Below are 25700 nucleotides of genomic sequence, written 5' to 3' on the forward strand. Positions count from 1 at the left end.
CACTCAATTTACTATCGTACAAATGCATTGGCCATACCGCCATCTACATTAATGATGTTTCCTGTGGACTTATCCAAAATGCCTACCAGTGCAAAGACACCATTGGCAATATCCGCAGGATATATAATTTCGTTCAATAAATTTCTTTTGGCATAATGTGCCGGTAGTTCCTCTACGGAGATACCATAGGCCTTTGCACGGCCTTCCGCCCAGTCTCCTTCCCAAATTTTGCTACCCACGATGACGCCGTCTGGGTTGACTACATTTACCCTGATTTTATCGGAAGCCAATTCTGCCGCCAATAAGCGCGACATATGTTGCTGGGCTGCCTTTGCTGTTCCGTAACCAACATTATTAGGACCGGATACCAATCCGTTTTTACTGGCAATATTTATAATGTCACCTCCCAAACCTTGTTTGCGTAAAATTGCGACTCCTTGTTTGGCTAATTCAAATTGACCTTTAACCAATACATTCTGTAAAATATCCCAATCTGCATCTGTAGTTTCGGTCAATGGTTTTGAAATTGCCAAACCGGCACTATGTACTATAATATCAATACCACCGAATTCTAAACATGCTTTTTTATAAGCTTCTGTAATCGATTCGTTTTTTGTGACATCACATACCGCATAACTGGCTACATCACGTGCATAGGTGTCAACGGCTTCCTGTAATCTATCTTCCGCGATATCACTTAATACTACATTGGCACCTTCTTCCGCTAATTTATCTGCGATTGCTTTACCAATGCCACCACCTGCGCCTGTAATAAAGGCTACTCTTCTGGATAATGGTTTTTCTTTGGGCATTCGTTGTAGCTTGGCTTCTTCTAATAACCAATATTCTATATCAAAAGCTTCTTGCCTTGGCAATGATGTATATGCCGATATAGCTTCCGCACCACGCATAACATTAATCGCATTTACATAGAATTCATTGGCTACACGCGTAGTTTGCTTATTTTTTGCAAAACTGAACATACCCACACCAGGATAAATAATGATTACCGGATTGGCATCACGTATGGCTGGACTATTGGATTTTTTACACGTGTCGTAATAATCTTTGTATTCTTGCCTATATTTTTGGAACGATGGTTGCAGTTTTTTTAGAATAGCATCCGTATCGCTTAAATCTTCATCTGTTTTTAAATCCAATACCAATGGTTGGATCTTGGTACGTAGGAAATGGTCGGGACAAGAGGTGCCCATTGGTGCCAAACGTTCCAAATCATTGCTGTTAATGAATTCAAGCACAATGTCATTGTCATTGAAATGACCGATCATTCTAGCCTCGGAAGAACATAAACCTCTAAGCATTGGCATAAGTTGTGCCGCTTTTTCCAATCGTTCTTCTTTGGGTAGGCTTTGTAATTTTTGTCCACCGAAAACACTTCCTTTTTCCTTTATTTTTTTCTCGATATATTCCGAAGCCATTTCGATGACCTCTAAACTGTTTATGTAGGACTCATAAGAGGTGTCGCCCCATGTAAAAAGTCCATGGCTCCCTAAAACAATACCTCTAATACCCGGGTTGTCGTTTAAACATTTTTCCAATTGAAGCCCCAGGTCAAAACCAGGTCGTTGCCATGGTACCCAGCCCATGGTGTCTCCCCAAATTTCTTTGGTCACCTGTTCACTATCTTTGGCCGCGGCTACCGCAATCAAAGCATCTGGGTGTAAATGGTCTATATGCTTAAAAGGTAGTAACCCGTGTAAGGGTGTATCTATAGAAGGTGCTTTACTATTTAAATCATAAATACAATGGTTGAACAAGCCTACCATACGGTCTTCATCATCTAAACCGCCGTATACATTTTTTAAGTCGCGTAAACGCTCGGTATACAATCCTGCAATACCTGCCTTGGTCAAAGTGCCTATATCACCACCAGAACCCTTGATCCACATTACCTCAACATCTTCATTGGTCAGTGGGTCTTTTTCTATGGTTTTACAACTGGTGTTACCGCCTCCGTAGTTGGTAATTCTTAAATCTGCCCCCAATATATTGGAGCGGTATAAAAACAGGGCAACTTGGTCATCACCAAATTGAGCGGCTTTTTTTTCATCCCAAAGGTAATTAACGTGTTTAAAGTTTTTTTGCATCTTGGATTGCTTAGTGTTATTATGATAATTCCAAAGATAGGAGAACAAGAATTTTTAGCTGTCCTGTAGTGTTATGGTAGTTTATCCTAATTGATTACTATTTTTATGCTTTATTTAATATAGCGTTAATAATGCCCTATTAGGTTTTTACCTAAATTATCCAACATCTTTTAATCTATTAATTTCCAGAAACAATAGAATGGCCGAGCACTTGAATATAGTAATAAATGAATCTTCTAGAGTACCTAAATACAAGCAAATTGTAGAATCTATTATTGCGGATATTTCAAAAGGCAAATTAAAGATCGGTCATAAAATACCATCTATTAATGAATTGAGCGAGTATTGCGACCTTTCTAGGGATACCGTAGAAAAGGCTTACAGGGAATTAAAAAATAGAAAGGTCATTGTATCGGTCAAGGGTAAAGGGTTCTATACTGCCAAAACGGACTTGATTTCCAAAATCAATGTTTTCTTTCTGATCAATAAACCTAGCTCCTATAAAATGCGTATTTACAACTCGTTCGTTGATGGTATTGGGGTAGATGGTCATGTAACCTTATCTATTTACCATTGTGATGAAACCCTGTTTGCGTTGGAGATTCAAAAGAATTTAGGATCGTTTGACTATTATGTGATCATGACCCATTTTAAAAATGAGCGGTTAGAGCATGTAAGTTATACGGATAATACCTTAAAGGAATTGGAACGTATTCCAAAGGATAAATTGATTATACTGGATAATGATAAGCCCGAAATAAAGGGGAATTACGGCGCTATTTACCAAGATTTTCAACAGGATATTTATAGTGCCTTAAAAGAAGGTATAGAAAAGCTTAAGAAGTATGATAAGCTTATTCTGGTCTATCCTCAAAAATCTGTTTTTCCATATCCTAGAAGAATTTTAAGAGGGTTTGTCCAATTCTGTGGCGAGTACAATTTTGACCATGAAATTTTGGATGAAATCTATGAGGACATGGAGTTGAGCAGTAGGGATGTTTATATTACCATAGAGGAAATGGACCTTGTTAAATTGGTGCAGCAAGTAAACGCAAAAGAATTGACCCTGGGCAAGGATATTGGTATTATTTCCTATAATGATACCCCTTTAAAAAGTTTGCTGGGCATTACCGTAATCAGTACGGATTTTAAGACCATGGGAGAGACTGCTGCCTATATGGTGCTAAAGAATAAAAAAGAAAAGGTAAAGAATGTATTTAAATATATTGAGCGGAATTCTGTTTAGTGCTTAAGGTGGTATAGGCCTAAGCCGTATAGTACAGGATGGCATATCTATAAATCACTATTATTTTTAGAAAAAATAGACGATTGATTAGTTTACTAATAAATTCAAAAAAACGTATTGTAGCGTTTATAACCGTAGTAGTTTCATTTGTTGCAAATGGACAAACTGAAGATATCCCTACAAATTTTGTTTTTGGTACTCCTATTGCTAATACAGAATATACGGTAGTAGATTCAAGCCAGCCCTATACAGAACAATTAGGTTATGGGTTTGATTTTAACACGTCCAAAAATGTGCAGTTTCATCATAACGGTTTCAGTATAGACAGGGCCCCGGTTTACTTTTCTGTCATGAAGCCGGAAGGAAATTACAAGGTCAAAATTGATTTTGAAGGGGCGGAGTCTGCAACTACTATCATCTTAAAAGCAGAATCCAGAAGGTTAATGTTAGATACTATAATTGGCCCAAACACCACGTTTTCCAAATCTGTAATGATCAACGTAAGAACGCCAAAAATAATCGGTGGAGGTGAGATTACTCTAAAGGATAGGGAGTTGACCTATTTAAATTGGGACCGTAAATTAACCTTGGAATTTTTAGGAACTGCCAAGGTAAGAGCAATTCAGGTTACGCCAATACCGAAAATTACCAGTATTTTTTTAGCCGGTGACTCTACCGTTACCGACCAAGATTTAGAACCTTGGGCCTCTTGGGGGCAATTTATATCCCGCTATTTAACAGATCGCGTTGTAGTTTCTAACTATGCCTATTCCGGGGCTTCATTGAGCTCTTTTAAAGTGAGTCGTCGATTGGAGAAAATAGGCTCCTTGTTGACGAAGGGCGATTATCTTTTGATAGAATTTGGACATAATGACCAGAAGCAGAAAGGGGAAAATGATGGTCCATGGCTCAACTATACAAAGTTGTTAGTGGAATTCGTTAATACAGCGCGGGAAAAAGGAGCAATCCCCGTTCTATTGACTCTGGTCCAAAGACGATATTTTGGTGAGGATGGGAAGTTGAACGATACTCATGGCGAATACCCAGATGCAGTACGTTCAGTTGCTAAAAAGATGAACGTTCCTTTGATAGACCTTACAAAAATTACCACTATGCTTTATGAAAGTTGGGGTGATGATCGTTCTAGAAAAGCGTTTGTACAATATCCGGCAAATACATTTCCCGGCCAGAACACAGCCTTGGAAGACAATACCCATTTCAATGCATTTGGCGCTAATGAAATTGCGTTGTGCGTCATTCAAGAAATTAAAAGACAAGGCCTACCATTAGAAGTATTTTTAAAGCACACAATCCCTGCTTATAATCCTGAATTTCCAAATGATATTTCTCAATGGACCTTGCCACTTAGCAATCGATTTGAACCTACAAAGCCAGACGGAAATTAAATAGAAGTCAATAATGAAGAACAATTTTTTCCTATTCCTAAGTGCTCTTTTGAGCTTAATACTAGTGAACGCTCAAGAAACCGAAAAAATATATCTTTCAGGTGTTGATTTTGAACATCCTGTACAGTGGGACTTTATGGTAAACGGAGGTAGGAACAGTAATCAGTGGTCTACCATAAATGTGCCTTCACATTGGGAATTTGAGGGTTTTGGAGAATATACCTATGGTAGATGGTACAAAGAATTAGACCAGGACGAACCCAGTAAGGAAGAAGGTTTTTACAAACATACGTTTATGGTGCCAGCTTCCATGGAAGGAAAAAAGGTAGAGATAGTTTTTGGTGGAGCCATGACCGATACCGAAGTAAAAATCAATGGTAAAAGTGCAGGTGAAATACACCAAGGCGGCTTCTATGAGTTTTCGTACGATATCACCTCTTTATTAAATTATGGGGATGATAATCTGTTAGAAGTTCATGTGTCCAAACATTCTGCAAATGCTTCAGTAAACGCTGCCGAACGAAAGGCAGATTGGTGGTTGTTCGGAGGAATATATCGCCCTGTGTGGTTATCGGTGTCGCCAAAAACGCATATTGCTCATGTAGCCATTGATGCACAAATGGATGGTACGGTCACATCAGAATTGACTGTAGAGAATTTTTCGCAAATGGGCAGTATGGAGGTCTTTTTGACCAAAGTGAACAGTACTGAAAAAATGGGGAGCGAAGTGTTTATCCTCAATCCAAAAAAATCATCTTTTAATCTCAAAACCAAATTCAGCGATATTGACCCATGGTCTCCTGAAACCCCTAATTTATATGACCTTCATTTCAGTTTACAACAAAATGGGGAGACCGTTCATAATGTTACCAAAAGAATTGGATTTAGAACCCTGGAATTCATTAAAAAAGACGGCATTTATGTAAATGGAAAGAAAATTATTATGAAGGGTATCAACAGGCATACCATTTGGCCAGAGTCCGGTAGAAGTACCAGTAAACGTATTAGTATAATGGATGCTAACCTGTTGAAGGATATGAATATGAATGCGGTGCGTAATCACTATCCGCCAGATACCCATTTTTTAGAAGCCTGTGATTCTTTGGGGCTTTTTGTGTTAGATGAATTGGCAGGATGGCAAAACGGCTATGATACTGAAGTAGGCACAAAATTGGTTACCGAAATGGTTCGGAGAGATGTTAATCATCCATCGGTGCTTATTTGGGACCATGGCAATGAAGGCGGGTGGAATTATGAATTAGACCCATTATTTAAAGAATTAGACCCCCAAGATAGGATTGTAATACACCCGTGGTCAGATTTTGATGGTTGGGATACGCACCATTATCCCGCTTACCAAACTGGGGTGCATCGATTTGTAAATGGGGAGAATGTATTTTTTCCCACCGAGTTCATGCACGGTACGTATGATAACGGACATGGCGCCGGACTAGAGGATTTTTGGAACCATTTTAAGGAGAGTCCACTTTTTGCTGGCGGATTCATGTGGGCTTTTAGCGATGCCGCTGTGTTGAGAAGCGATTGGAAAGGACAAGAGCACGTGTATGACTCAAAAGGTTCATTGGCACCCGACGGAATTTTAGGTCCGCATCGTGAAAAGGAGGGTAGTTTTTTTACGGTTAAAGAAGTTTGGGCTCCCATACAATTTGCTCCTGTAAAAATCACCAAAAAGTTCGACGGTACTTTCTATATCACCAACGATTATATATATTCAAATTTAAACTCAACTTCATTAAAATACCGTGTTGTACAAGCAGCGAAAAATGCCTTTTATTCAAATAGTTCCCCTAAAATCATTGAGAGCGGTACACTTAAGGCTCCAAATTTAGAGCCTAAAGAAACCGGTAAGTTGATGATGCCTATTTCTAATAGTTTTTTTGAAGGTGATTGGCTTGAGATTACGGCGCACGACCGGCATAATAGAGAAATTTATACATGGTCATGGCCTATTCATGATGCTCCTTACTATGCCCAAAGATTCTTGTCCGTTACAAATGAAAAAACTGTGGCCAAGGTCATGAAATCTGGAAATGAAATACTATTAACAGGTGGCGGCGTAACCATAAAATTGGATGCAGAAAGCGGAAAAATTAAAAGTGTATCGAATAAGAAAGAAATGATCCCTTTTAATAATGGTCCAGAACCTATAGGGATGAAAGCAGGTGTAAAAAGTGTAGATACGTATACAGACGGGCAAAATGCTGTTTGTCTAGTGAATTATACCGGAGGCATCCACTCCATAAAATGGACCATGTACCCAGATGGTCGCTTGCATATGGAAATGATAGCGCTCAAAAACGCTGGAAGAAACAGTGGTTTTGATGGTGCCTTTGTAGACGATAATATTAGCGCATTTGGTATTTCGTTCAATTTTCCAGAAGATGGAGTAGAGGGCATTAAATGGTTGGGTAGAGGACCTTACCGTGTATGGAAAAATAGGATAAAAGGAACTACCTACGGACTTTGGGAAAAGGAATATAACAATACCATTACGGGCGAAAGTTTTGAAAATTTGATTTATCCTGAATTTAAAGGCTATCATGCCAATATGTACGCCGCTGCTTTAATGGCTAATAACCATGGTTTTAAGGTGTTCAGTGAATCTGAAAAGGTTTTTCTCCGTTTATTCACACCAGAAGAACCTAAAAATGGGTTTCCGGGCAGTCACCCTCAACCGGAATTTCCATCTGGCGATATTTCCTTTTTATATGAAATACCGGCCATGCGCTCTTTTAAACCTTTAGCACATCATGGGCCGCATAGTCAGCCGGCCAGTATCCGCATTAAAAGTGGCGATGAAGGCATTCCCATGAACCTATGGTTCGATTTTAGACCTCAAACCAATTAAATATGCATACGATTAAATCAGTCCTATTAGTTGTTTTTTCTAGTGTACTATTTGTGCAATGTACCTCTTCAAGTATTGAGAAACCTACCGTTTATATGGTAGGAGATTCTACGGTTAAGAACGGACAAGGGGATGGTGCTGGCGGACTATGGGGGTGGGGAGATTTTATTGGCCAGTTTTTAGATAGTACAAAGGTGAATGTCGAAAACCATGCATTGGGGGGCACTAGCAGTAGAACGTTTCAAGATTTAGGACTTTGGGATTCGGTACACCGTAAACTGAACAAAGGAGATTATGTGTTGATTCAATTTGGGCATAATGATGATGGGCCAATAAATGATGATTACAGGGCGCGTGGTACTATCAAGGGAATCGGTAATGAATCGGAAGAGATTGATAATATACTCACCGGTAAACATGAAATTGTACATTCCTATGGATGGTATATACGAAAAGTAGTAACAGAAGCGAAAGAGAAAGGTGCCATCCCTATTGTATTATCGCCTATTCCAAGAAATAAATGGAACGAAGGCAAAGTGCCTTTAAATAATACCTCTTATGGTCTGTGGGCGAAACAGATAGCACAAGAAGAACAAGTGACCTTCATAGATTTGAATACGAAGATGGCCCAGAAAATGGAATCCATAGGTGAAACAGATATCACGGGAACTTATTTCTACGAACACGACCATACGCATACCAGTGCAAAAGGGGCAGTCATGGCAGCAGAAGTCATTATTGAAGCATTGAAGAAATCATCCAATTCTTTAGCTGATTTTATATTGGGAAACCCTTTGGTCAAGTTGCCTAAAAAACGGAATTTATTTTTGGTGGGCGATTCTACTATGGCAGATAACGGTGATGAAAATGCCGTAGGCTGGGGTGTTCCTTTTCCTATTCATTTTGATACGACACGAATACATATAATCAATAAAGCAAGGGGAGGTAGAAGCTCAAGAACATTTATGTATGAAGGATTATGGGACAGTGTATTAAAACAAGTACAACCAAAGGATTTTGTATTGCTTCAATTTGGACATAATGATGCCGGAAATATAGCAAGGGCAAAATACAGAGGTTCCTTAAAGGGAATTGGAGATGAATTACAAGAAGTAGTGCGGCCTGATAGTATGTTAGAAACCGTTCATACTTTTGGCTGGTACATGAAAAAATATATACGGGATACCAAGGCGAAAGGAGCTCTGCCTATTGTACTAAGTTTAACGGTGCGTAATGAATGGCCGGGTGGTATTGTTGAGCAACGGACGGATTCATATATAAAATGGGCACGGGAAGCTGCGAAAGCAGAAAATGCCATTTTCTTGGATATTAGTGATAGTTTAGCAATTAAATATGGTGAATTGGGTAAAGAAAAAGTTAATGCATTTTTCCCAAAAGACCACACGCATACCGGGGCTAAGGGGGCGGCATTCAATGCAAGAATCATTGCCCAAAGCTTACGAAACTGTTCCACTTGTGGATTAAGGGAATTTATTTTACCTATTAAGGATTGATTCTTTAATCCATAATAGCCAACTCATAAAAATGAGGACTATCCGCAGGATATAGCGCTACCTGATCCAATACTATGCCTGTTTGATTTACGTAAACCTTAAGAGCTACCTTACCGGTCTTCCCTACTTGTACGGGAACTTTTACCACCGTACTGTTGCGCAATACATTTTCTTTCCATTGATCGCTTCTGCCTTTTGTGTTCAATGTTATGGGTACTAGCCGTTCACCATCTATTTCTATACGTATTTCATGGTCAAACGTGTTGGAATGGGTTGGGAGGCATCTAAGTTCAAACAAATATGCACCAGCTTGTTCCACATCAAATTCATACGCTACCCATGGTTGGTCATTTTTAAAGCGGGTGTTTGACAAAGGAAATAGGGTTATTGCTTGGTTACTGTACCCTAATCCCTCTATAGTTTTCCAGTTGCCTTTAGATGTCTTGAACCCGGATGCTTTTTTAGCTTCACCTTTAAAAGTGACATTAAAATTCCTTTTTGTATCCATGTTAGGCTTATGGGATTCTGGTGCATCAAACACCGGTAAGTTCCTTGGTGCCATGGACATCATATGGTTCCATTTTCCACCTTTTAGCTCTTTGTTATAATAAGCGGTAAGTTCTTCTATGGTGTTAAATGCCTCTTCACTTTTTTTGATATAAGCTGCCTTGTTGGCCTCATCCTTCTCGGTCAATGCCAATTGTTGATAAAGAAACTTACGGTTCATTAATGCCGCTCCTTTTACCGGATATGCTACTAATTGAAACCAAGCTGCCAATTTCTCTTGTGGCAAAAAAGATTGTAGACTATCGGTTTTTTTATAGAGCATATCATATGCTGTAATTCTATCTTTTGCATGCTGGTTGGAAAAGTCGGTTATCCCGGTAGGGGTGGAAGGTTCGGTTTGGCTCCAACCCATATATTCTGGTTTGCGCAAAAATGCCAATCGGTAATATTCGTCCATGACCATGACAATCTCATCTGCAATCTCAGCGCCAAATTCCCGAGCGGACCATTGTCTTAAATGTTCATGAATTGTAGACTCCTCAATTGAATTGATATCCCAAGCCAAGTCCAGAAAAAATTCCATACCGTATTCTCCAGGTTTGATATCCCCCACATTGGCGATCCATATTTTTCTTGCACCGTTAGCATAGGCCCTACTCATTTCATACCAGATAAGTCCGGGTTGGGTGGTGCTCAGCCAAAGATAATCGTGGGGTCTGCCCCAATAGCTTAAATGGTAGTATACACCGCTTCCGCCAACTCGTTTTTGCTCTTCTTCATTGCTCAATCTGCGTATATATCCATAATTATCATCGGTCCACATTAACGTAATATCCTCCGGCACCTCTAGTCCTTCGTTATAGATATCCAGGACTTCTTTATAGGGGATGAAAACTTGAGGAATCTGGGTTATTGGTTTTTCCAAAGTGTTGGATAGCATTGTGCGCTGCGTAGTCATAATGGTATCCACAAAAGCCATTCCCTCGGCCAGACTTGATATGCCTTCCATACCGCTGTCATGAATACCGCGCATACCCAAGGTCATAATGGTATTGACGTTTTTCTCTTTGATTTCAGCAATTCGAGATTGCCAGTATTCATTGATACGTTTTTTGTTGGTACTGTATTCGTACTTGCCGAAATCATGGTTCCATTCAGAAACATTATTACGCATCATAGGTTCTGCATGAGAGGTGCCAATGACCATATGGTATTTTTCGGCCATGCCCGCATTACCTTCGACCGTAAAAAATCCTTGCGTGCAAGGGTGCATGGCAGGCCAAATTGTATTTGCTTTTAGGCGCAATAGCAATTGAAAAATCTTTTCATACGTTTTTGGACCAATATCACCGGTCTCGGTTTCAAAGGTTTTGGCCGCCCAAGGTTGTAAGCCCCAATCTTCATCGTTTAAAAATATACCCCGGTATTGAACGGAGGGTGATTGAACAATACCTTTTTCAGGTAGTTCTAGTTGTAATTTTTCTTTTTTGGATGGGACAACATCTGCCCACCATTGCCAAGGTGAAACCCCAAGTTGTTCTGCCAATTCAAAAATGCCATATACGGTTCCGCGAACATCACTACCTGTAATGACGATATTTTGTTGGGTATTCTGGATGCTAAAAGCCTCCCATTTCCCTAGTAAGGAATCATTGGATCTAGTAAGGGTCGTTAACAGCTTGTCTTTAACTTCACCTATATAAATACCGGTTTCCTTTTGGGTATTCGTTTTAATAACATTGGGCTTAGCGCCAGTAATGCGTTCTATGTCTTTTGAAAGTTCTTCCGCAGCCCAGAATATTAGCGGGTCGCAATTAGGGTCCACATATATGGATGTTGCTTGGGTTTCATCGGCAATTAAAAAACCATTTGTAACTGTTTGTTTTGTACAGGATACAAATTGAATCGATAGTATTAGTATGAGTAAACGCTGTATCATATGTTTATTAAGGCATTTTTGTTAATCCTTCCCATTTCACGTTCCAAGTGCCATCTTTTGGAAAACCAGGGTTGTTAATTGTGTTTCCGTCAAAACCGGCACACATCATGGCCACAGCTGCAAGATAACCTCCATTTCCGGGTAAGTAAAGTGTTAATCTAGGAGTTTGGTAATTATGGCCGCTAGGCAAATAGGTATTTGTAATCTCGTCTCTTAAAAGTGCTTTTATTGCATCTTCTGGCCTGTTTAATCTGGTGGCGGTCATGGCTTCAAGTGGAAAATCCCACCCCCAGGTATGGTCCCAATTCCAAACTTTGTCCACCATATCAAAAGTACGGTTCATTGTGGGGATATCCACATAATCGTTCTGTGGAAGAAAACTCATGGCCCCTAAAACGGCCGGGTGATCAATGGTATGTTTGCTTGTTGGGGAGTATGAATTAGGTACACTCTCCGCCGCTAAATATACACCGTCTTGTTGTGCCATTGGCGATATTTTATCGATGACTTTTTGCCATTTTGGACTAGTTTCCATTCCCAATCTTTTTTTCCATTCCTGTGCTCGTTCCAAGGCCCATTTCCAATATGAAAGTTCTAATGGCGGATTGTAAGTTTCCAATTTGTCAAAACATTCTTGTGCGGGTATGACTCCTTTACCCAAGATGTACCTGTCATTTTCAGGGTCATAATTAGCATAGGATGCCATGAAATCTGCGGTCTCAAAAATGAGCTTTTGATATTTTTTTAAATTTTCTTCCGTAGGGTTGTCCCTATAGATGAGTTCGGCAAGGTAAATGACATGTGGCTGTTGCCATATAAGGAAAGAGCCCACATTTGATGACGTTTCGCCACCTTCATTATCGGTCATTTTTTGCCATCGTACTCCTTCATATCCTTGGCGTTGTGCCAATTTTTTTGCGCCTTCAAAAGCTGTAAAATACCAGCCGATACTTTGTTCCAAATAACCGGTACGTCCCCAAAGTGGATAATGGGCGGTATGCCACCAATACATTTCCATATGAGGTTTTCCAAACCAACTATTATAGGTTAGTCCGGTTTCCTGAACGGGATAGTTACCGGCACATTGCGACCGCGTTAGGTATTGCGAAAGTACCACCCTGCGCTCAAGTTCAAATGCTCGCTCATCGGTACATTCGGAAAAATCTACCGCACCACCGGACAACCAAAAATCTTTCCACATGTTGCTGCTGTTAGCCCCTACCGTAGTGAAATTTTGTAAAGGCTGTTTTGGCTCAATTTCACTGAATGTTACGGTAGCTTCTAAAGCAGTTGAGGTGGACGGTGTGATACTATAATAGTGGTCCTCCATTTTAGTAATACTGCTTTTGTTGGATAGTTTTGCCGAAACGAAATACCGGTCACTATCCAACGTACGGGAAAAAAGAAATTCGTTGCCCGGTTTGTTTTCAACTGTGGTAGTATGTTTTTTATGCGTTGTATAATTAGTGCCCTTATCTGAAAACTCACCTGTAGGGTAAGGGAATCTGAGTTTTAACCGAATTCTTTGTTGTGCTATGAGGGGAGATTCAATTTTTACCGAAATAGCATCCGTTTCAGCATCTGCATAGGTAAGCACTTTTATGGGTGAACCTTCAACCTCAAAATTACTTTCTATTTGGCCTGTCCAAAGATTGAGCGTTTGGTCAATATTTTTTAAATCGGCAGGGAGCGCCTCTGAACCATCTTTCTTTATAATGATCAACCCTACATTCCCTAATTGTAGGCGATGCGGATTGGACCTAAAATAATCCGATGCGGCATTGTTTCGTTCATTTTCACGGTCTTGAATGGCATATAGGGCATTTGGGTTGCCATTAAAATCATAGGCCTTTAATGCTTCTTCAAATTTAAAACCACCTTCATTGGGCGAGGTATGCCAGCCCCATTCCGATTGGGTTCCTAAGGGAACTCCATTTTGATAATGTTCGGGAAAACTTTGAAGTCCGGTAGCGTCTACGGTAAAAGAAAACTTTCCGTTACCTACGTTTAACGAACCTAAGGTATCTATGGATTGTATGTTCACATTATGTCTTGTCACCAATGCAGGTCGGTCTATTTTATCTTGACAGAAACTCTTTTGGGGCCATTGTAATGTAACAATCAGAAATGCTATAAAAAGGAAATTTTTCATTTTCTACAGTTTTTAATGCGTTTATTTATTGGAAGAATACGTAGATGCGGGGAAAATAACCCCTGGTGAATTCTCTATGGTTAACGGTAAGCCGTCCTCGGTATGTAGACTTACATTGGTCAAGCTCCAGTTTTTACTATATTGGATATTACCAGCCGTTTCTGCCTCTATATGCACATTGTCCAATGTTATTTGTTCAACCGTTGAACTTTCCAAACCTTTTACGTTAATTGCTTTTTTAGCTCCTTTAACTTGAATGTTTCTTAGGGTAATATTTTTAAAGTGAGGAATGCCTTTTGATTCCGGTTCAACTTTATTGAGCATCTTTTTCCAATGAACGGGAATTTCTTCAGGGTCAAATTCTTCCGGTAATTTGGAATAACTGTAGGTTGGATTCCAATTCATGGAAACTTCCATAAATGTACGTACACTATCCATCTGTATATTTTCAAGATAAATATCCTCTACCGTTCCACCACGGGTAGTGGCCGATTTTATGTTGAGTCCGTTTTTGGTTCCCAAGCCCTTTATGTTGGATGCATAAACATGTCGAATACTCCCCGATGTTTCACTGCCCAAAGTCACCAAACCTGAACCTGCCCTGGCAATACAATCACGAATCACCACATATTCCGTAGGTCTGTTTACCCTTAAACCGTCCCAATCACGACCTGCTTTTAGGCAAAAATTATCATCGTTACAATCAATATCACAATTCTGCACCAAGATATATCTAGAGGAATCTATGTCAATACCATCTGTACTTGGCCCATGGCCACCAATATTATTTCGTATGGTTAGGCCATCTACGGTAATATGTTCCGAATACAATACCTGAACGGTCCAAAAACCTGCTTTTTGAATGTTGAGGTTTTTTAGGAATACGTTTTTAGCATTGGATATTAAAAAAGTTCGTGGCCTTTTGGCATCATAATCTACGATCCAGCGCAAACCTCTAGGCTCATAGTCGTTCTTTCGAAGGTCCCAATAATAGTCCCAGAAGACTTTACCTTCGCCATTTACCAAGCCATCACCATCTATCAATACATTGTTTTCATTACGAACATTTATTAATGCTGCTGGCCATTTCATTTCTACGCCCGCTATACGGGTATCTATTTCCTCGTAATCGGCAATGTTTTGACTGCCTCTAATTTCCACTCCTTTATCTATTCTAAAATGAACCCCTTCCTTAATAAAAATAGACCCGCTCAAATAAATGCCAGGTTCAAAAAATACTGTTCCGCCACCATTTTTTGCACATTCATCAATTGCTTTTTGAATGGCTTCGGTGGTCAACTCACTGCCATCATTTACCGCGCCATATGCATTTACGGAATATGCTTTTGAATTTAATGTTAAGGGTGAAGCACCAACTTTAGAGACCCATGAAGGCGCTGAATTTTGGGAATTTTGGTTATCCTTTACTTCAGCATTCTTTTCTTTGCAAGAGAATGTGAGCCCCAATAGTGTTATATATAGTAGAATTGAATGTATTTTCATGACTTTGTTTTGGCTATCGGTAATTAATTGACTGGTCTTAATCCATATAAAAAACTTCGGTTAAATTTTTTGATAGTGGAGAGTTATCGGCATTGGTCTCCATAATATCCCCCATGTACGCCCACCATTTTTTGACAATGGGATGCTTGGGTAGCAAAGCTTCGTCAAAATCGTCACTTAACTTTTGAAATGCAAATAGGGTAGAGGTTGCCTCATCTAAAAAAATTGAGTACTCCGAAATTCCCGTCTCTGAAAGAAGTTTTGAAAGCTCAGGCCAAATTTCATCATGTCTTTTTTTATATTCTTGCTCATTGCCTTTTATGAGTTTCATGGTGAATGCATTTCTTTTCATGGCATTATTGAATATCTAGGTTAACATTTTGGTCGTCTAATTTAAACTGGTCCTCTAGGCTTACTTTTAAACTGGAAAATAGGGCTTCCTGTTCCTTTACTACATTATTGGTTTCTTCTGGATCTAATTCAATATTGTATAGCTCGTATTCGGTATCGGAAGTTAAATGTCTTGTTCTGATCAGCTTCCAAGGTTTTTCTATAATACTTTCCTGTAGATGACCACGCACATAAATAGAAGAGTTTAAAGTGTCTTTGCCAGTAAGGGTGGGCCAAATATTTCTTCCTTCCACTAAAGCCGGTATTTCATCAATACCTGCCAAGTCTAGTATAGTTGGCATCATATCTATGGCAGAAATATAATTATTGGATATGCCGGGATTTAACTTGCCTTTCCAATATAGTACTGCGGGTACCCTAATAGCTCCTTCATAATTGGAAGTCTTCCAATCTTTTAAGGGTGTATTGCTGCCTAAAACGTCATTTGCGGCATGTCTACCCTCATATTGATTGCTTGGAAACCAATTTTCCATTGCCCCATTATCGCTCATAAATAGAATAATGGTATTTTCCGTTAGTCCTAAATCATCAAGTTTGTTCAGGACTTTGCCAATATTATTGTCCATATGAGACATGGCCGCGGCAAAATCCCTTCTTGATGAATTTTTAATAGAATGAACATAAGGTTTTTTCCATGCTTCGGTTTCTTGTAGCGGAAAATGTGGAGCACTATAGGCCAATTGTACATAAAAACTTTTGGTCGTATCTCTGTGCTTAGTAAGCCAATTGATGGCTTCTGTCCCAATTAAGTCAGTAGCATGGCCATTTTCAGAAATAAAAGTTCCGTTTTTATGCCAACTTGGATCTCCGTTTTTATATTCATGGGAATACTGGTCTATTTGCCCATGTAGAAATCCGTAGGAATAATCAAAACCATATTTTTTTGGTCCACTAGAGGGTTTTAATCCTAAATGCCATTTTCCGAATAATGCGGTTTGGTATTGATACTTTTTTAGTTGTTGGGGTAGGGTAACAATGCTGTCCGGTAGGCTTATTTCGCTTCTATTGCTTATTGGCGCTACAATACCTATTCGACTAGCTGGGCGACCCGTTAAAAAACTTGCCCTAGATGGTGAACAGGTAGGGCTCACGTAAAAACGATTTAATTGAATTCCTTCTTTTGCAAGTACATCAATATTTGGCGTAAATATTTCTGAGCCATTATATCCCACATCATTCCAACCTGCGTCATCTGCTATAATGACCAAAATGTTGGGAGTAGTAGCTTTAACTACTTCCTTTTTTTCGTCATTACAACTCAGAAAGAGGGTTAGGGTTAGCAACAGGATATATCGACACATAAATTACTCTACTTTTAGCTGTAAGGAACTATCGTTAATTTCAAATGTATTTGCTTTTATAAGCTTGATAACTTCTGAACCCGCAAGCAATACCGGTCCGTAACCATGGGCGGCGAATACATTTATCGGTCTATGATAATAAAACGCAGGGTCAAAGCCCATACCGGTTCCCACGCAAGTACCTTCTACCTGACCTTTTTCATTGACCTTGGTGGCAACCGCATTCCATCCTAAGATTACTACCGGTGAAAAGGCCATTTTATCTATATAGCCGTTATTGATTGCCTTGGCTATTGAATATGTATATATGGCCGTTGCCGAGGTTTCCAGATAGCTATCGTTACGGTCAATTAATTGATGCCAGAAACCGGTACCATCTTGGTACTGAACCAACCCTTTGATATGCGCCTGTAATTGCTCTAAGACATCTTGATAGCCTTCATGTTCCTTTGGTAACACATCCAATAATTCTACTAGTGTCATTACGGCCCAACCATTGGCTCGTGCCCATCTGTATTCTGGGTGGTAGTCCATAGCCTCTACCCAACCATGCATATACAATCCTTTTTCCTCATTGAACATTCTTTTGGAAAATTGGCGAACCTGCTTTACGGCATCATCATAATATTTGTTATCACCTGTCAATTTTCCCATCTGTGCCAAAGCTGGTACGCTCATAAACAGATCGTCCAACCATAGGGTATTTGCCTGGGGTCTGTTCCTTGCCAAAGTACCATCTGGAAAACGAAATTGTTTATTACTGATATAGTCAATGAAATTATCTATTAATGGTTGTAATTCTGCATTTAGACCTGCTCTCTTTGCCTTTATCATAGCGGCACAAATGGCACCCGCATCATCTAATGCATGAGGCTGCAATGATTGTACTATTGGCGAAGGATAATCTTTATCCTTCTTATATTTTTCCAAGTAAAATGGAGCTATGTCAGCAATTAATTTCAGTCTTTTATTGGTGTAGTCGGCATATTTAGGGTCTCCCGTTACTTCCGTAATTTGAGTCATGCCTGCATAGGTAACGCCCCATTCATAACTGGTCAACCTAAAGGCTCCTGGTTCAAAAATGCTATTCTGGTTTAGTTTTTTAAAATCGGTTATTTCCTTTTTGGTCGTTGCATCAATTAATTTAGCAGCAGTCTCAGTTTCAAGATAGTTATATACACGATCTAGTGTTGCCACAATTTCATCAATGGATTTTACGCCATATGGTGTAGGATAATCTGGTTGTAGAAGATGCAACGGTGTCGTTACATCATTGGCTGGTTCTTGTGCCAGAATTATGTTCAAGCATAGGAAACTAAATATGAGGGTAATTTTAAAGGTTGAACGAATATTTTTCATGTTGATCAAGTTGTTTTGGTTAAAGTGTGATTTTAATGTTGACAGACAGTTGGTCTGTCATATCTAGAACATAGTTGATGAACTCATTTCTATCTACAAATTTTTCATCACTTAGCTCCCAACCGGCTATAGCAAAGTATTTTACCGGTTCATTGTCCTTAATATCCAATATGGCCAGATAAGAGTTCGATAAATTACCGGTTTTTGGAGCCTCCATATAGCCCAAATACTTTTCTTTAGGAAGTATTATGGCCATGCCTAGCCACCATTCCTTATCGTAAGATTGTTTATCATGGGTCAATAGGATTACATATTTACTATTATTCTTTATAACCTCCAAAGGCATATCATTATGAATATTTACCAGTCCAACCACTAAATTTTCATCACCTGTAAGACCGTTTATCGTTACCGTGTTTTGATAGCCATACATACCTGGCCAAATAGAAGTGGTTTCCTTAACATCATAATTTCCGTTGGCAGTATTCCAATTTGTATACTTATACTGTAATGTGGTATTTACCGGACCTTCATGTAGAATTTTGAATTTGGTTTCTTCAACATTGTTCACCGTGTCGTTTACGGTAACCCCTAGTCTCATTAAGGTGCTGTCCTTTATAAGACCAAATCCGCCTAGGCCCAATGAATTGCCTACGGCCAAAATATCCCTGCCCCAGTCTTCCATGGTATGGTAATTGTCTTCAACTGCACCGTCTGCAGAGATGCCAACATTTTCCGGGGAAATTGCAGTGGTCTTTTTACCAAAAAGGTCTTTCGCATTTCTTCCATCCAAATAATGCCTAAAGCCTACTTTGTCATTTTCCCATGATGGTCCGTCCGTTTGATACTGTTGGTAACCAATGCTCAATGGTAATTCATTGGCCAACATGGTTTCACGCGTTTTAGGTTTTACAGGAGCATCTTTGGATGCACGCTTGCCAAACCTGGCACTTGTTCGTTGGGGGTATTTTGGCAATTGTTTGGACCATGCAATTGTAATGGTCTTTGTTTCTTCTGGGGCAAAGTCCATCACAAAAAATAACTCGTCCCATGCTGTATCGTTATCCGTAGCATTGACTTGCGAAGCAATGGTGTCTGTTCCGGATATGACAATAGGATGTATTGCCGTACTATCAATTACCGTTAACTGTGTTCTTTTAATGGAGATAGGTTTATCTACCAATTTAATTTTAGAGCTGTTGGTAAGTTGTATTTCTTGGTTTTTTACTTGGGGACTTGTACAAGAAGAGCCAAATAGAAAACTGGACAAGACTAGACTGTAAATTGTTTTTTTCATAAATAAATGGTTTTACTTAGGATGTACAGGCACGATCATAATATCGTTTTTGGTCAATAGACTTGAATTGAAAAGTATCCATTTTCCATCAGGACTTATAGATTGATGCATATGAGCCTCGCTAGAAAATGGACTTTTGCTTAATAAACGATGACCCGTAGTTAACAAGGTCGTATCTTTTGGGTTATCTGCATTAATTCGATATAATTTACCATCAAACGTATCACCAGCAATCCATTTTCCATCTGGTGTGGCATTACAATGCCAATAACCACCATCACCGGTTTGCCCATGAAATTTCAACTCGTTGGTTCTTAAGTTCAATGAATAGATGCCCGTTTGGTTTTCTTGTAACCGGTCTAAATGTCCCATTAAATGAAAAAGTACTTTATCCGGACCCATAAAAACCTCGTGGGTGACCCAGTCATTTTCACGTTCCTCATAAAGCGGTCTGTTCGTTACCTTACCATTTTTATCTATAGAAAGATACCACATTCGTTGTGGAGAATCACCTCTGGTTTCCCAGCAATACATAAGTTCCCCTTCTACAAAGGGATTGGCTTGTAAGTGCCCCACCCAAAAAGGAACCTCTTTTAACTTTACCGTTTTTCCAGTTATGAAATCTACTTTATATATGGCGTATAACGATTCATTGATTTTGGAGGAAAAGTAAGCTGCTTTTTCACTAGCGTCCAGACCTAAGCCAGAAGGTTTAATATTTTTTGGTACGGTCGCCAAAAGTGTTTCATAATCCTCTGAACTCTTGACATTACCGGTTTCACTATCTTTCAATAGTTGTTCAATATCTATTTCAATTAGATTGTTTCCTTTAAATTGATAGGCAACATTTTTGTGCCATCCTAGATGAAAGTCCCTACCGTTTTTACCCGTGGTAATCTGTGTAATGGTAAAATCATTGGTAGAGATAGCATAATATTGACTGTCGTAGTTATCTTTTTTTGAAGTTCTATTAGAAGTGAAAACAATATACTTTCCATCTGCAGTCCATTGCGGATGTGTTTGGTACATTTTTGAATTACCATGTCTTGAAGTAGTAAGTGCATTTACGGTAACCCCTGTAACTTTATCTTTAAAGGTATAGTTTTCAGAAAGGAAACGTTGCCCGAATATATCATCACCTGCTATATCAAATGTATTGTACACGTTGGCAAGGTGGGTATAATCTTTACCATCAATATTCTGTGCTTGGATATTTTGAAAAAATATAAGGCTAAAAATAAGTATTAGAATTTGGTCAATGGACTTTTTCATACTATTCAAGATAAAATTTTAAATTGAAAAAAAGACCCTGCAACTGTAAAACAGGGCCTTTTAAAACTAACTGCAACAAAGTCATTAGTTGCTCTTTAATAACCAGGGTTTTGTCCTAGTTTATTGTTCGATTCCAATGCGGTTTTTGGAATAGGATAAATGGTTCTAAACGGCTCTGATACTTCTTTAAATTCCCACGCATCTCCAAATTTTCCAAATCTGATCAAATCCCTTCTTCTGGACATTTCAAATGCAAGCTCCCTACCTCTTTCATCCAATATGTCGTCTAGGGTAACCGCATCTAAAGGTTCAGCATTACTACGCTCACGAATTTCGTTTACGAGTGGTAAGGCGGCGGCAAAATCATTGCTTCTTGCCAATGCCTCCGCTTTGATCAATAATATATCGGCATATCTTATAAAGGCAATATCATTGCCTGCATTACCTCCATTAGTATTTGGGTCCAAGCCCCATTTAATCCACTTAATTCCTGCGTTCATAGGTTGTAATCTAATTCCGGTTGCAGGTATAATATTGTAAGGAACAGGTCCCTCAGTAGATTTACCTGGAACATATAATGTAGAATTGTTATCTGGCACAACTCGCTCAACCATTACAACCTCTCCTGTGGTAGGGTCTACCAAATCACCATAACCTATAAACATGTCTTTTCTAACATCTTCGTCTTCATAAAGAGCGAGTACCGATGGTCTAGTGCCAAACCCATTTTGAGGTGTATACGGTAAGCCGAACAGCCCACCTTGAATACCTGGCAGCACTTTTTGTACCAAAGGATGACCAATTCCACCGGCAATATCTGGTGAGTACACAGCACCAAAAATAAATTCATCGTTATTGCTATTATCAAATGTAAAGTTGTCAAAATATTCTGGTAACAATCTGTAGGCGTTTGAGTTGATTACCAAATCTGCATATTCGATAGCTTTATCATTTTGGGCAGTTCCCGTATATACCTCTGCATTTAAATAAATTGTCGCCAGCATAGCTTGGGCAGCTTCTTTGGTAAATCGTCCAAAATAAGCATCACCTGCTTCTGCTTTGGCAGGTAGGTCCTCAGCGGCCGCTATAAACTCTGAGGTTACAAAATCAAAAACTTCTGCCCTTGTGTTTTGCTCGGGCAAGTTCAATGCATCAACTTTTGGTAAGGTAAAGATGGGAACATTACCAAATAAATCCATCAAGAAGAAATAGGCATAGGCCCTTAAAGCTCTAAGTTCAGCAATGGGACCCGCAATTTCTTCAGGAGACAAAGCAGAACCTTCCAAGGATGCTATTAAGGCATTTGTTTGGCCTACGGTCTTAAAATAGGAATCCCAAGTACCCGCTACATATGCGTGATCTTCTTGCCATTTATGTTCCATTAATTCGCTAAAATTAGCACCGCCCCACCAGCCTTGTATTTTTTCATGTACGACTACCTGATCAGCAGGTAATTCCAGACATCTATATTCTACGCCCATACCTGTTGTGGCGGCAAAGTTTCTATATACACCCGAAAGCGATGAAAGAACTTGAGATTCGTTCGAATAAAATGTTTCTGGCGTATAAATGGAATATACATCTTCTTCTAGACTACAACCTGATGTTCCTATGATAAGCATACCCATAACTGTCAGTTGTATGAATCGATAAAAGTTTGTTGATTTTTTCATGATTTTTTTATTAATGTTTTTATAGACCATCCTTAAAAAGTTATACTCGTTCCAATCTGAAATATTCTTGGTCTTGGGTATACCAAATAATCTATACCAATAGATCTTGTTCTTACTTCTGGGTCAAAACCTGTATAACCGGTGATGACAAATAAATTACGTCCGGATAAATAGATCTTTGCCTTTTTAATAAAGCCTACGTTATCTGTATTAAAATTGTAACCTACCGTTAAATTATCTAAGCGTAAATAACTACCATCTTCTATCCATTGAGATGAATATTGGGCGGTCTGTGCCCTGCTAGAACCTGTGTCCAATGCTGAGCGAAGAACGTTTACACCTGGGGTTTGACTTACATAAGAGAATTCAGCTGCCGTATTGTTATAAATATCATTTCCAACAACACCCCTAAAATTAATGGAGACATCAATGTTTTTATATTTGAACGTATTATTGAATCCATAGGTCCAATCTGGGTTTGCATCCCCAATTACGACTTCGTCTGCGCCATCTTCCCCATCTACATCTAAATAGGTTTCTAGACCATCTGCATCATATCCTGTAAATTGCCTTCCATAAAATGTATTTAACGGTAGGCCGGGTTTAATTATTTGTGTAAGTGCATTGTTACCAACCACCCCGGATCCACTTGAAGTTCTTATTTCATCTCTTTGAAAATTATCATTGGACAAACTTAGAACCTCATTCTTGTTGGTTGAAAAATTGACGTTGGATGTCCAGCTAAAGTTATCATTGGTTATGATATCTCCGGTAACATTAATTTCCAACCCTTTGTTCTCAACTTCACCTACGTTGGCCCATTGTGTATTGACCACGGAAGGTGCGGCAGTTGAAAATTGCAATAGTAAATCATCGGTGTTTTTGATGTAATAATCAACAGAACCATATAGACGTTGGTCAAAAAAACCAAAGTCCGCCCCAAAATTCATTTGGCTGGTCTGTTCCCATTTTAAATCCTGGTTTTGAAAATTAGTGGGCAAAACACTAGGTATGGCCTGACCGCCAAAAACATATATGGCAGACCCTGCTATTGATAATTGTTCCCTATAAAGGTTATTCGGTATTTCTTGGTTACCCGTTATACCATAACCTACCCTAAGTTTTAAATTACTGACCTTAGAGTTTTGCATAAAATCTTCATCGGTAACATTCCAAGCAAGAGCACCTGAAGGAAATGTTCCCCATTTGTTATTATCACCAAATCTACTAGACCCATCACGCCTTAACGTAAAGGTTAAAAGGTAACGGTCTTTTAATTTATAATTTAATCTACCATAATAGGAAGAAAGACGATTAGCATCTTTATAAGACGTATTCGATTGAATTGTTCCTGATTGTATTAAGTTCCATTCAGTAGCATCGGATACAAAGTTATTTGCTGATGTAAATGTGTTCTGTGTTTCGAACCTTTGAAAAGAATACCCTGCCAATAAACTTAAATAACTGTCATCGGATATTTGCTTGTCAAACGTAAGATTGGTCTCGGCCAAAATATTTCGATTGGTGTATTTGCTTATCGATGCCGTACCTCCTTGGCCTTCACCTGCGGGATGTGTAGAAGGAATATTCGTAAACCTACTAACATCTTCATTTGAGTATCCTAAATTGGTTGAAATTTTGAGTCCCTCAAGAATTGTGAATGCTGCATTCATGTTGCCCAAGAGCAATGAACTGTCACTTTCATCACTTACTTGTGTCCATGAAACAGGATTAATACGTAGCGCTCCTATTTGATAGAAACTACCATCTTCGTTATATACCGGTAGTGTTGGTGCCCAACGTAGTGCATCTTTAAGTAAGTTGCCACCTTCATCTGCTATATTTGAGTTTACTGCGGCCCTGGTTTCGTCTAATTTGGCATAGGTTAAATTTACCCCAATGTTAAGTCTGTCATCTAACGTAGTATGGTTACCGTTAATACGTGCCGTGTATTTTTTAAGGCCGGAAGAAAGTAGTGTTCCTTCTTGATTATTGTATCCTAATGAAGCTGTAAAATTGGTAGTCCTTGACCCACCGGCAAAGGATAAATTGTGATTTTGTGTAACTGCAGATCTAAATACTTCTTTTTGCCAATTTGTATTTACGCCTTCATCTGAAAAGGGTAGGTCATTACTATTTGCGTATGCTCTATACTCATCTGCATTTAAAAATGGCAATAATTCAGGTACATAGGCTATTCCCGTATAAGAATCGTACTGTAAAAATTCTCCGTATTGTCCCTTGTTTTTAGTAGTAATAACGATAACACCATTGGCACCACGCGATCCATAAATGGCTGTTGCAGAGGCATCCTTTAATACATCTATACTGGCAATGTCCGCCGGGTTGATCAAGCTTAATGGATTTATAGCTTCTTCGGATAGCGGAGAAGATCCTGAGGTTACTGTCCTAACGCTATTATTGGCGCTTCCAAATTGTAGCGGTACCCCATCAATAACATATAAAGGTTCATTACCTGCGGATATTGAACTTGTACCACGTATTCTTACCGTAGACGAAGCGCCTGGCTGTCCACTGCTCTGTACAATGTTAACACCTGCAATCTTTCCTTGTAATAATTGTTCTGGTGCAACTGGCAGGGCCTGAACAAAGCTTTCTGCTTTTAACGAAGCTACGGCACCGGTAACATCCTTTCTTTTTTGGCTACCGTATCCTATGACTACGATTTCATCTAATTGTTGGGTGTCTTCGCTAATAACTACATCAATATTATTTCTGCCATCTACCTGTTCCTCCAAGGTTTGAAATCCTATATAGGAAAATACCAAAACCGCATTCTCCGTAGTTGTAGTTATTGAATATTTCCCATCAAAATCTGTACTGGTACCATTTGAGGTTCCTTTTTCCACCACATTTACGCCTGGGACTGTTTGGCCGTTGGTATCGGTAACTGTGCCGCTCAATAGTTGTTCTTGGGCAGAAACCGTTACCGTCAATACCATAAAGGCGAATAGTAATAGTTTTTTAAAAAGTTGAGTGTTCTCTTTTTGTTTCATAATTAAAGGTTGATTTTGTAATCGATTGCATTTCTGGTGTTCTAAATTATTGATTACAATTAGGGTTGGCATCCTGTACTTGCCTGAGAATTTACCAGTTTGCCCATTTTATTTAAATTATATTCT

Annotated in this window: 15 protein-coding genes; 4 read left to right on the plus strand and 11 right to left on the minus strand. The window is 39.1% G+C overall.

The window, feature by feature from the left end:
- Positions 1-11: 11 nt before the first annotated feature.
- Positions 12-2108, minus strand: a complete 2097-nt coding sequence (locus CHB68_RS01960; protein WP_089259033.1) for a bifunctional aldolase/short-chain dehydrogenase — start codon at positions 2106-2108, stop codon at positions 12-14.
- Between the two features lie 199 nt (positions 2109-2307).
- Here CHB68_RS01960 and CHB68_RS01965 point away from each other — a divergent pair, with 199 nt between their 5' ends.
- From CHB68_RS01965 to CHB68_RS01980, 4 genes are all read left to right on the plus strand, one after another.
- Positions 2308-3354 (plus strand): GntR family transcriptional regulator, encoded by a 1047-nt coding sequence (locus CHB68_RS01965; RefSeq protein ID WP_089259035.1) that lies wholly within the window; start codon positions 2308-2310, stop codon positions 3352-3354.
- Between the two features lie 83 nt (positions 3355-3437).
- Complete coding sequence (locus CHB68_RS01970) at positions 3438-4760, plus strand: rhamnogalacturonan acetylesterase (RefSeq protein WP_089259037.1); 1323 nt, start codon at positions 3438-3440, stop codon at positions 4758-4760.
- A gap of 13 nt (positions 4761-4773) precedes the next feature.
- Positions 4774-7629 (plus strand): glycoside hydrolase family 2 TIM barrel-domain containing protein, encoded by a 2856-nt coding sequence (locus CHB68_RS01975; protein ID WP_089259039.1) that lies wholly within the window; start codon positions 4774-4776, stop codon positions 7627-7629.
- Positions 7630-7631: 2 nt separating this feature from the next.
- Complete coding sequence (locus CHB68_RS01980) at positions 7632-9143, plus strand: rhamnogalacturonan acetylesterase (protein ID WP_089259041.1); 1512 nt, start codon at positions 7632-7634, stop codon at positions 9141-9143.
- A gap of 4 nt (positions 9144-9147) precedes the next feature.
- On the opposite strand, the gene CHB68_RS01985 is transcribed toward CHB68_RS01980, so the two are convergent.
- From CHB68_RS01985 to CHB68_RS02030, 10 genes are all read right to left on the minus strand, one after another.
- Positions 9148-11589 carry a glycosyl hydrolase 115 family protein gene (locus tag CHB68_RS01985; RefSeq protein ID WP_089259043.1) on the minus strand — a complete coding sequence of 814 codons (2442 nt, stop codon included), beginning with the start codon at positions 11587-11589 and terminating at the stop codon, positions 9148-9150.
- 7 nt (positions 11590-11596) lie between these two features.
- Positions 11597-13741, minus strand: coding sequence for a hypothetical protein (locus CHB68_RS01990; RefSeq protein ID WP_089259045.1), 2145 nt, complete (start codon positions 13739-13741; stop codon positions 11597-11599).
- 21 nt (positions 13742-13762) lie between these two features.
- On the minus strand, positions 13763-15244 hold the full coding sequence (locus tag CHB68_RS01995; protein WP_089259047.1) for a glycoside hydrolase family 28 protein: 1482 nt from the start codon (positions 15242-15244) through the stop codon (positions 13763-13765).
- Positions 15245-15281: 37 nt separating this feature from the next.
- On the minus strand, positions 15282-15596 hold the full coding sequence (rhaM, locus tag CHB68_RS02000) for an L-rhamnose mutarotase (RefSeq protein ID WP_089259049.1): 315 nt from the start codon (positions 15594-15596) through the stop codon (positions 15282-15284).
- 4 nt (positions 15597-15600) lie between these two features.
- Entirely contained in the window at positions 15601-16956 is a 1356-nt protein-coding gene (locus CHB68_RS02005; RefSeq protein ID WP_089259051.1) for a sulfatase-like hydrolase/transferase, read from the minus strand.
- Between the two features lie 3 nt (positions 16957-16959).
- A complete protein-coding gene (locus CHB68_RS02010) occupies positions 16960-18315 on the minus strand; it encodes a glycoside hydrolase family 88/105 protein (protein ID WP_089259053.1) in 1356 nt (451 codons plus the stop codon).
- Positions 18316-18334: 19 nt separating this feature from the next.
- The gene (locus CHB68_RS02015) at positions 18335-19612 is read right to left on the minus strand and encodes a DUF4861 domain-containing protein (protein ID WP_089259055.1); all 1278 of its coding nucleotides are present in this window, start codon (positions 19610-19612) and stop codon (positions 18335-18337) included.
- Positions 19613-19624: 12 nt separating this feature from the next.
- Positions 19625-20884: a TolB family protein gene (locus CHB68_RS02020; protein ID WP_089259057.1), complete on the minus strand. Its 1260-nt coding sequence runs from the start codon at positions 20882-20884 to the stop codon at positions 19625-19627.
- A 95-nt stretch (positions 20885-20979) separates the two neighbouring features.
- A complete protein-coding gene (locus CHB68_RS02025; RefSeq protein ID WP_218822473.1) occupies positions 20980-22557 on the minus strand; it encodes a RagB/SusD family nutrient uptake outer membrane protein in 1578 nt (525 codons plus the stop codon).
- Between the two features lie 32 nt (positions 22558-22589).
- A complete protein-coding gene (locus tag CHB68_RS02030) occupies positions 22590-25574 on the minus strand; it encodes a SusC/RagA family TonB-linked outer membrane protein (RefSeq protein ID WP_089259061.1) in 2985 nt (994 codons plus the stop codon).
- Between the last annotated feature and the right edge of the window lie 126 nt (positions 25575-25700).

The organism is Maribacter sedimenticola, from assembly GCF_900188415.1.
Lineage (GTDB): Bacteria > Bacteroidota > Bacteroidia > Flavobacteriales > Flavobacteriaceae > Maribacter > Maribacter sedimenticola.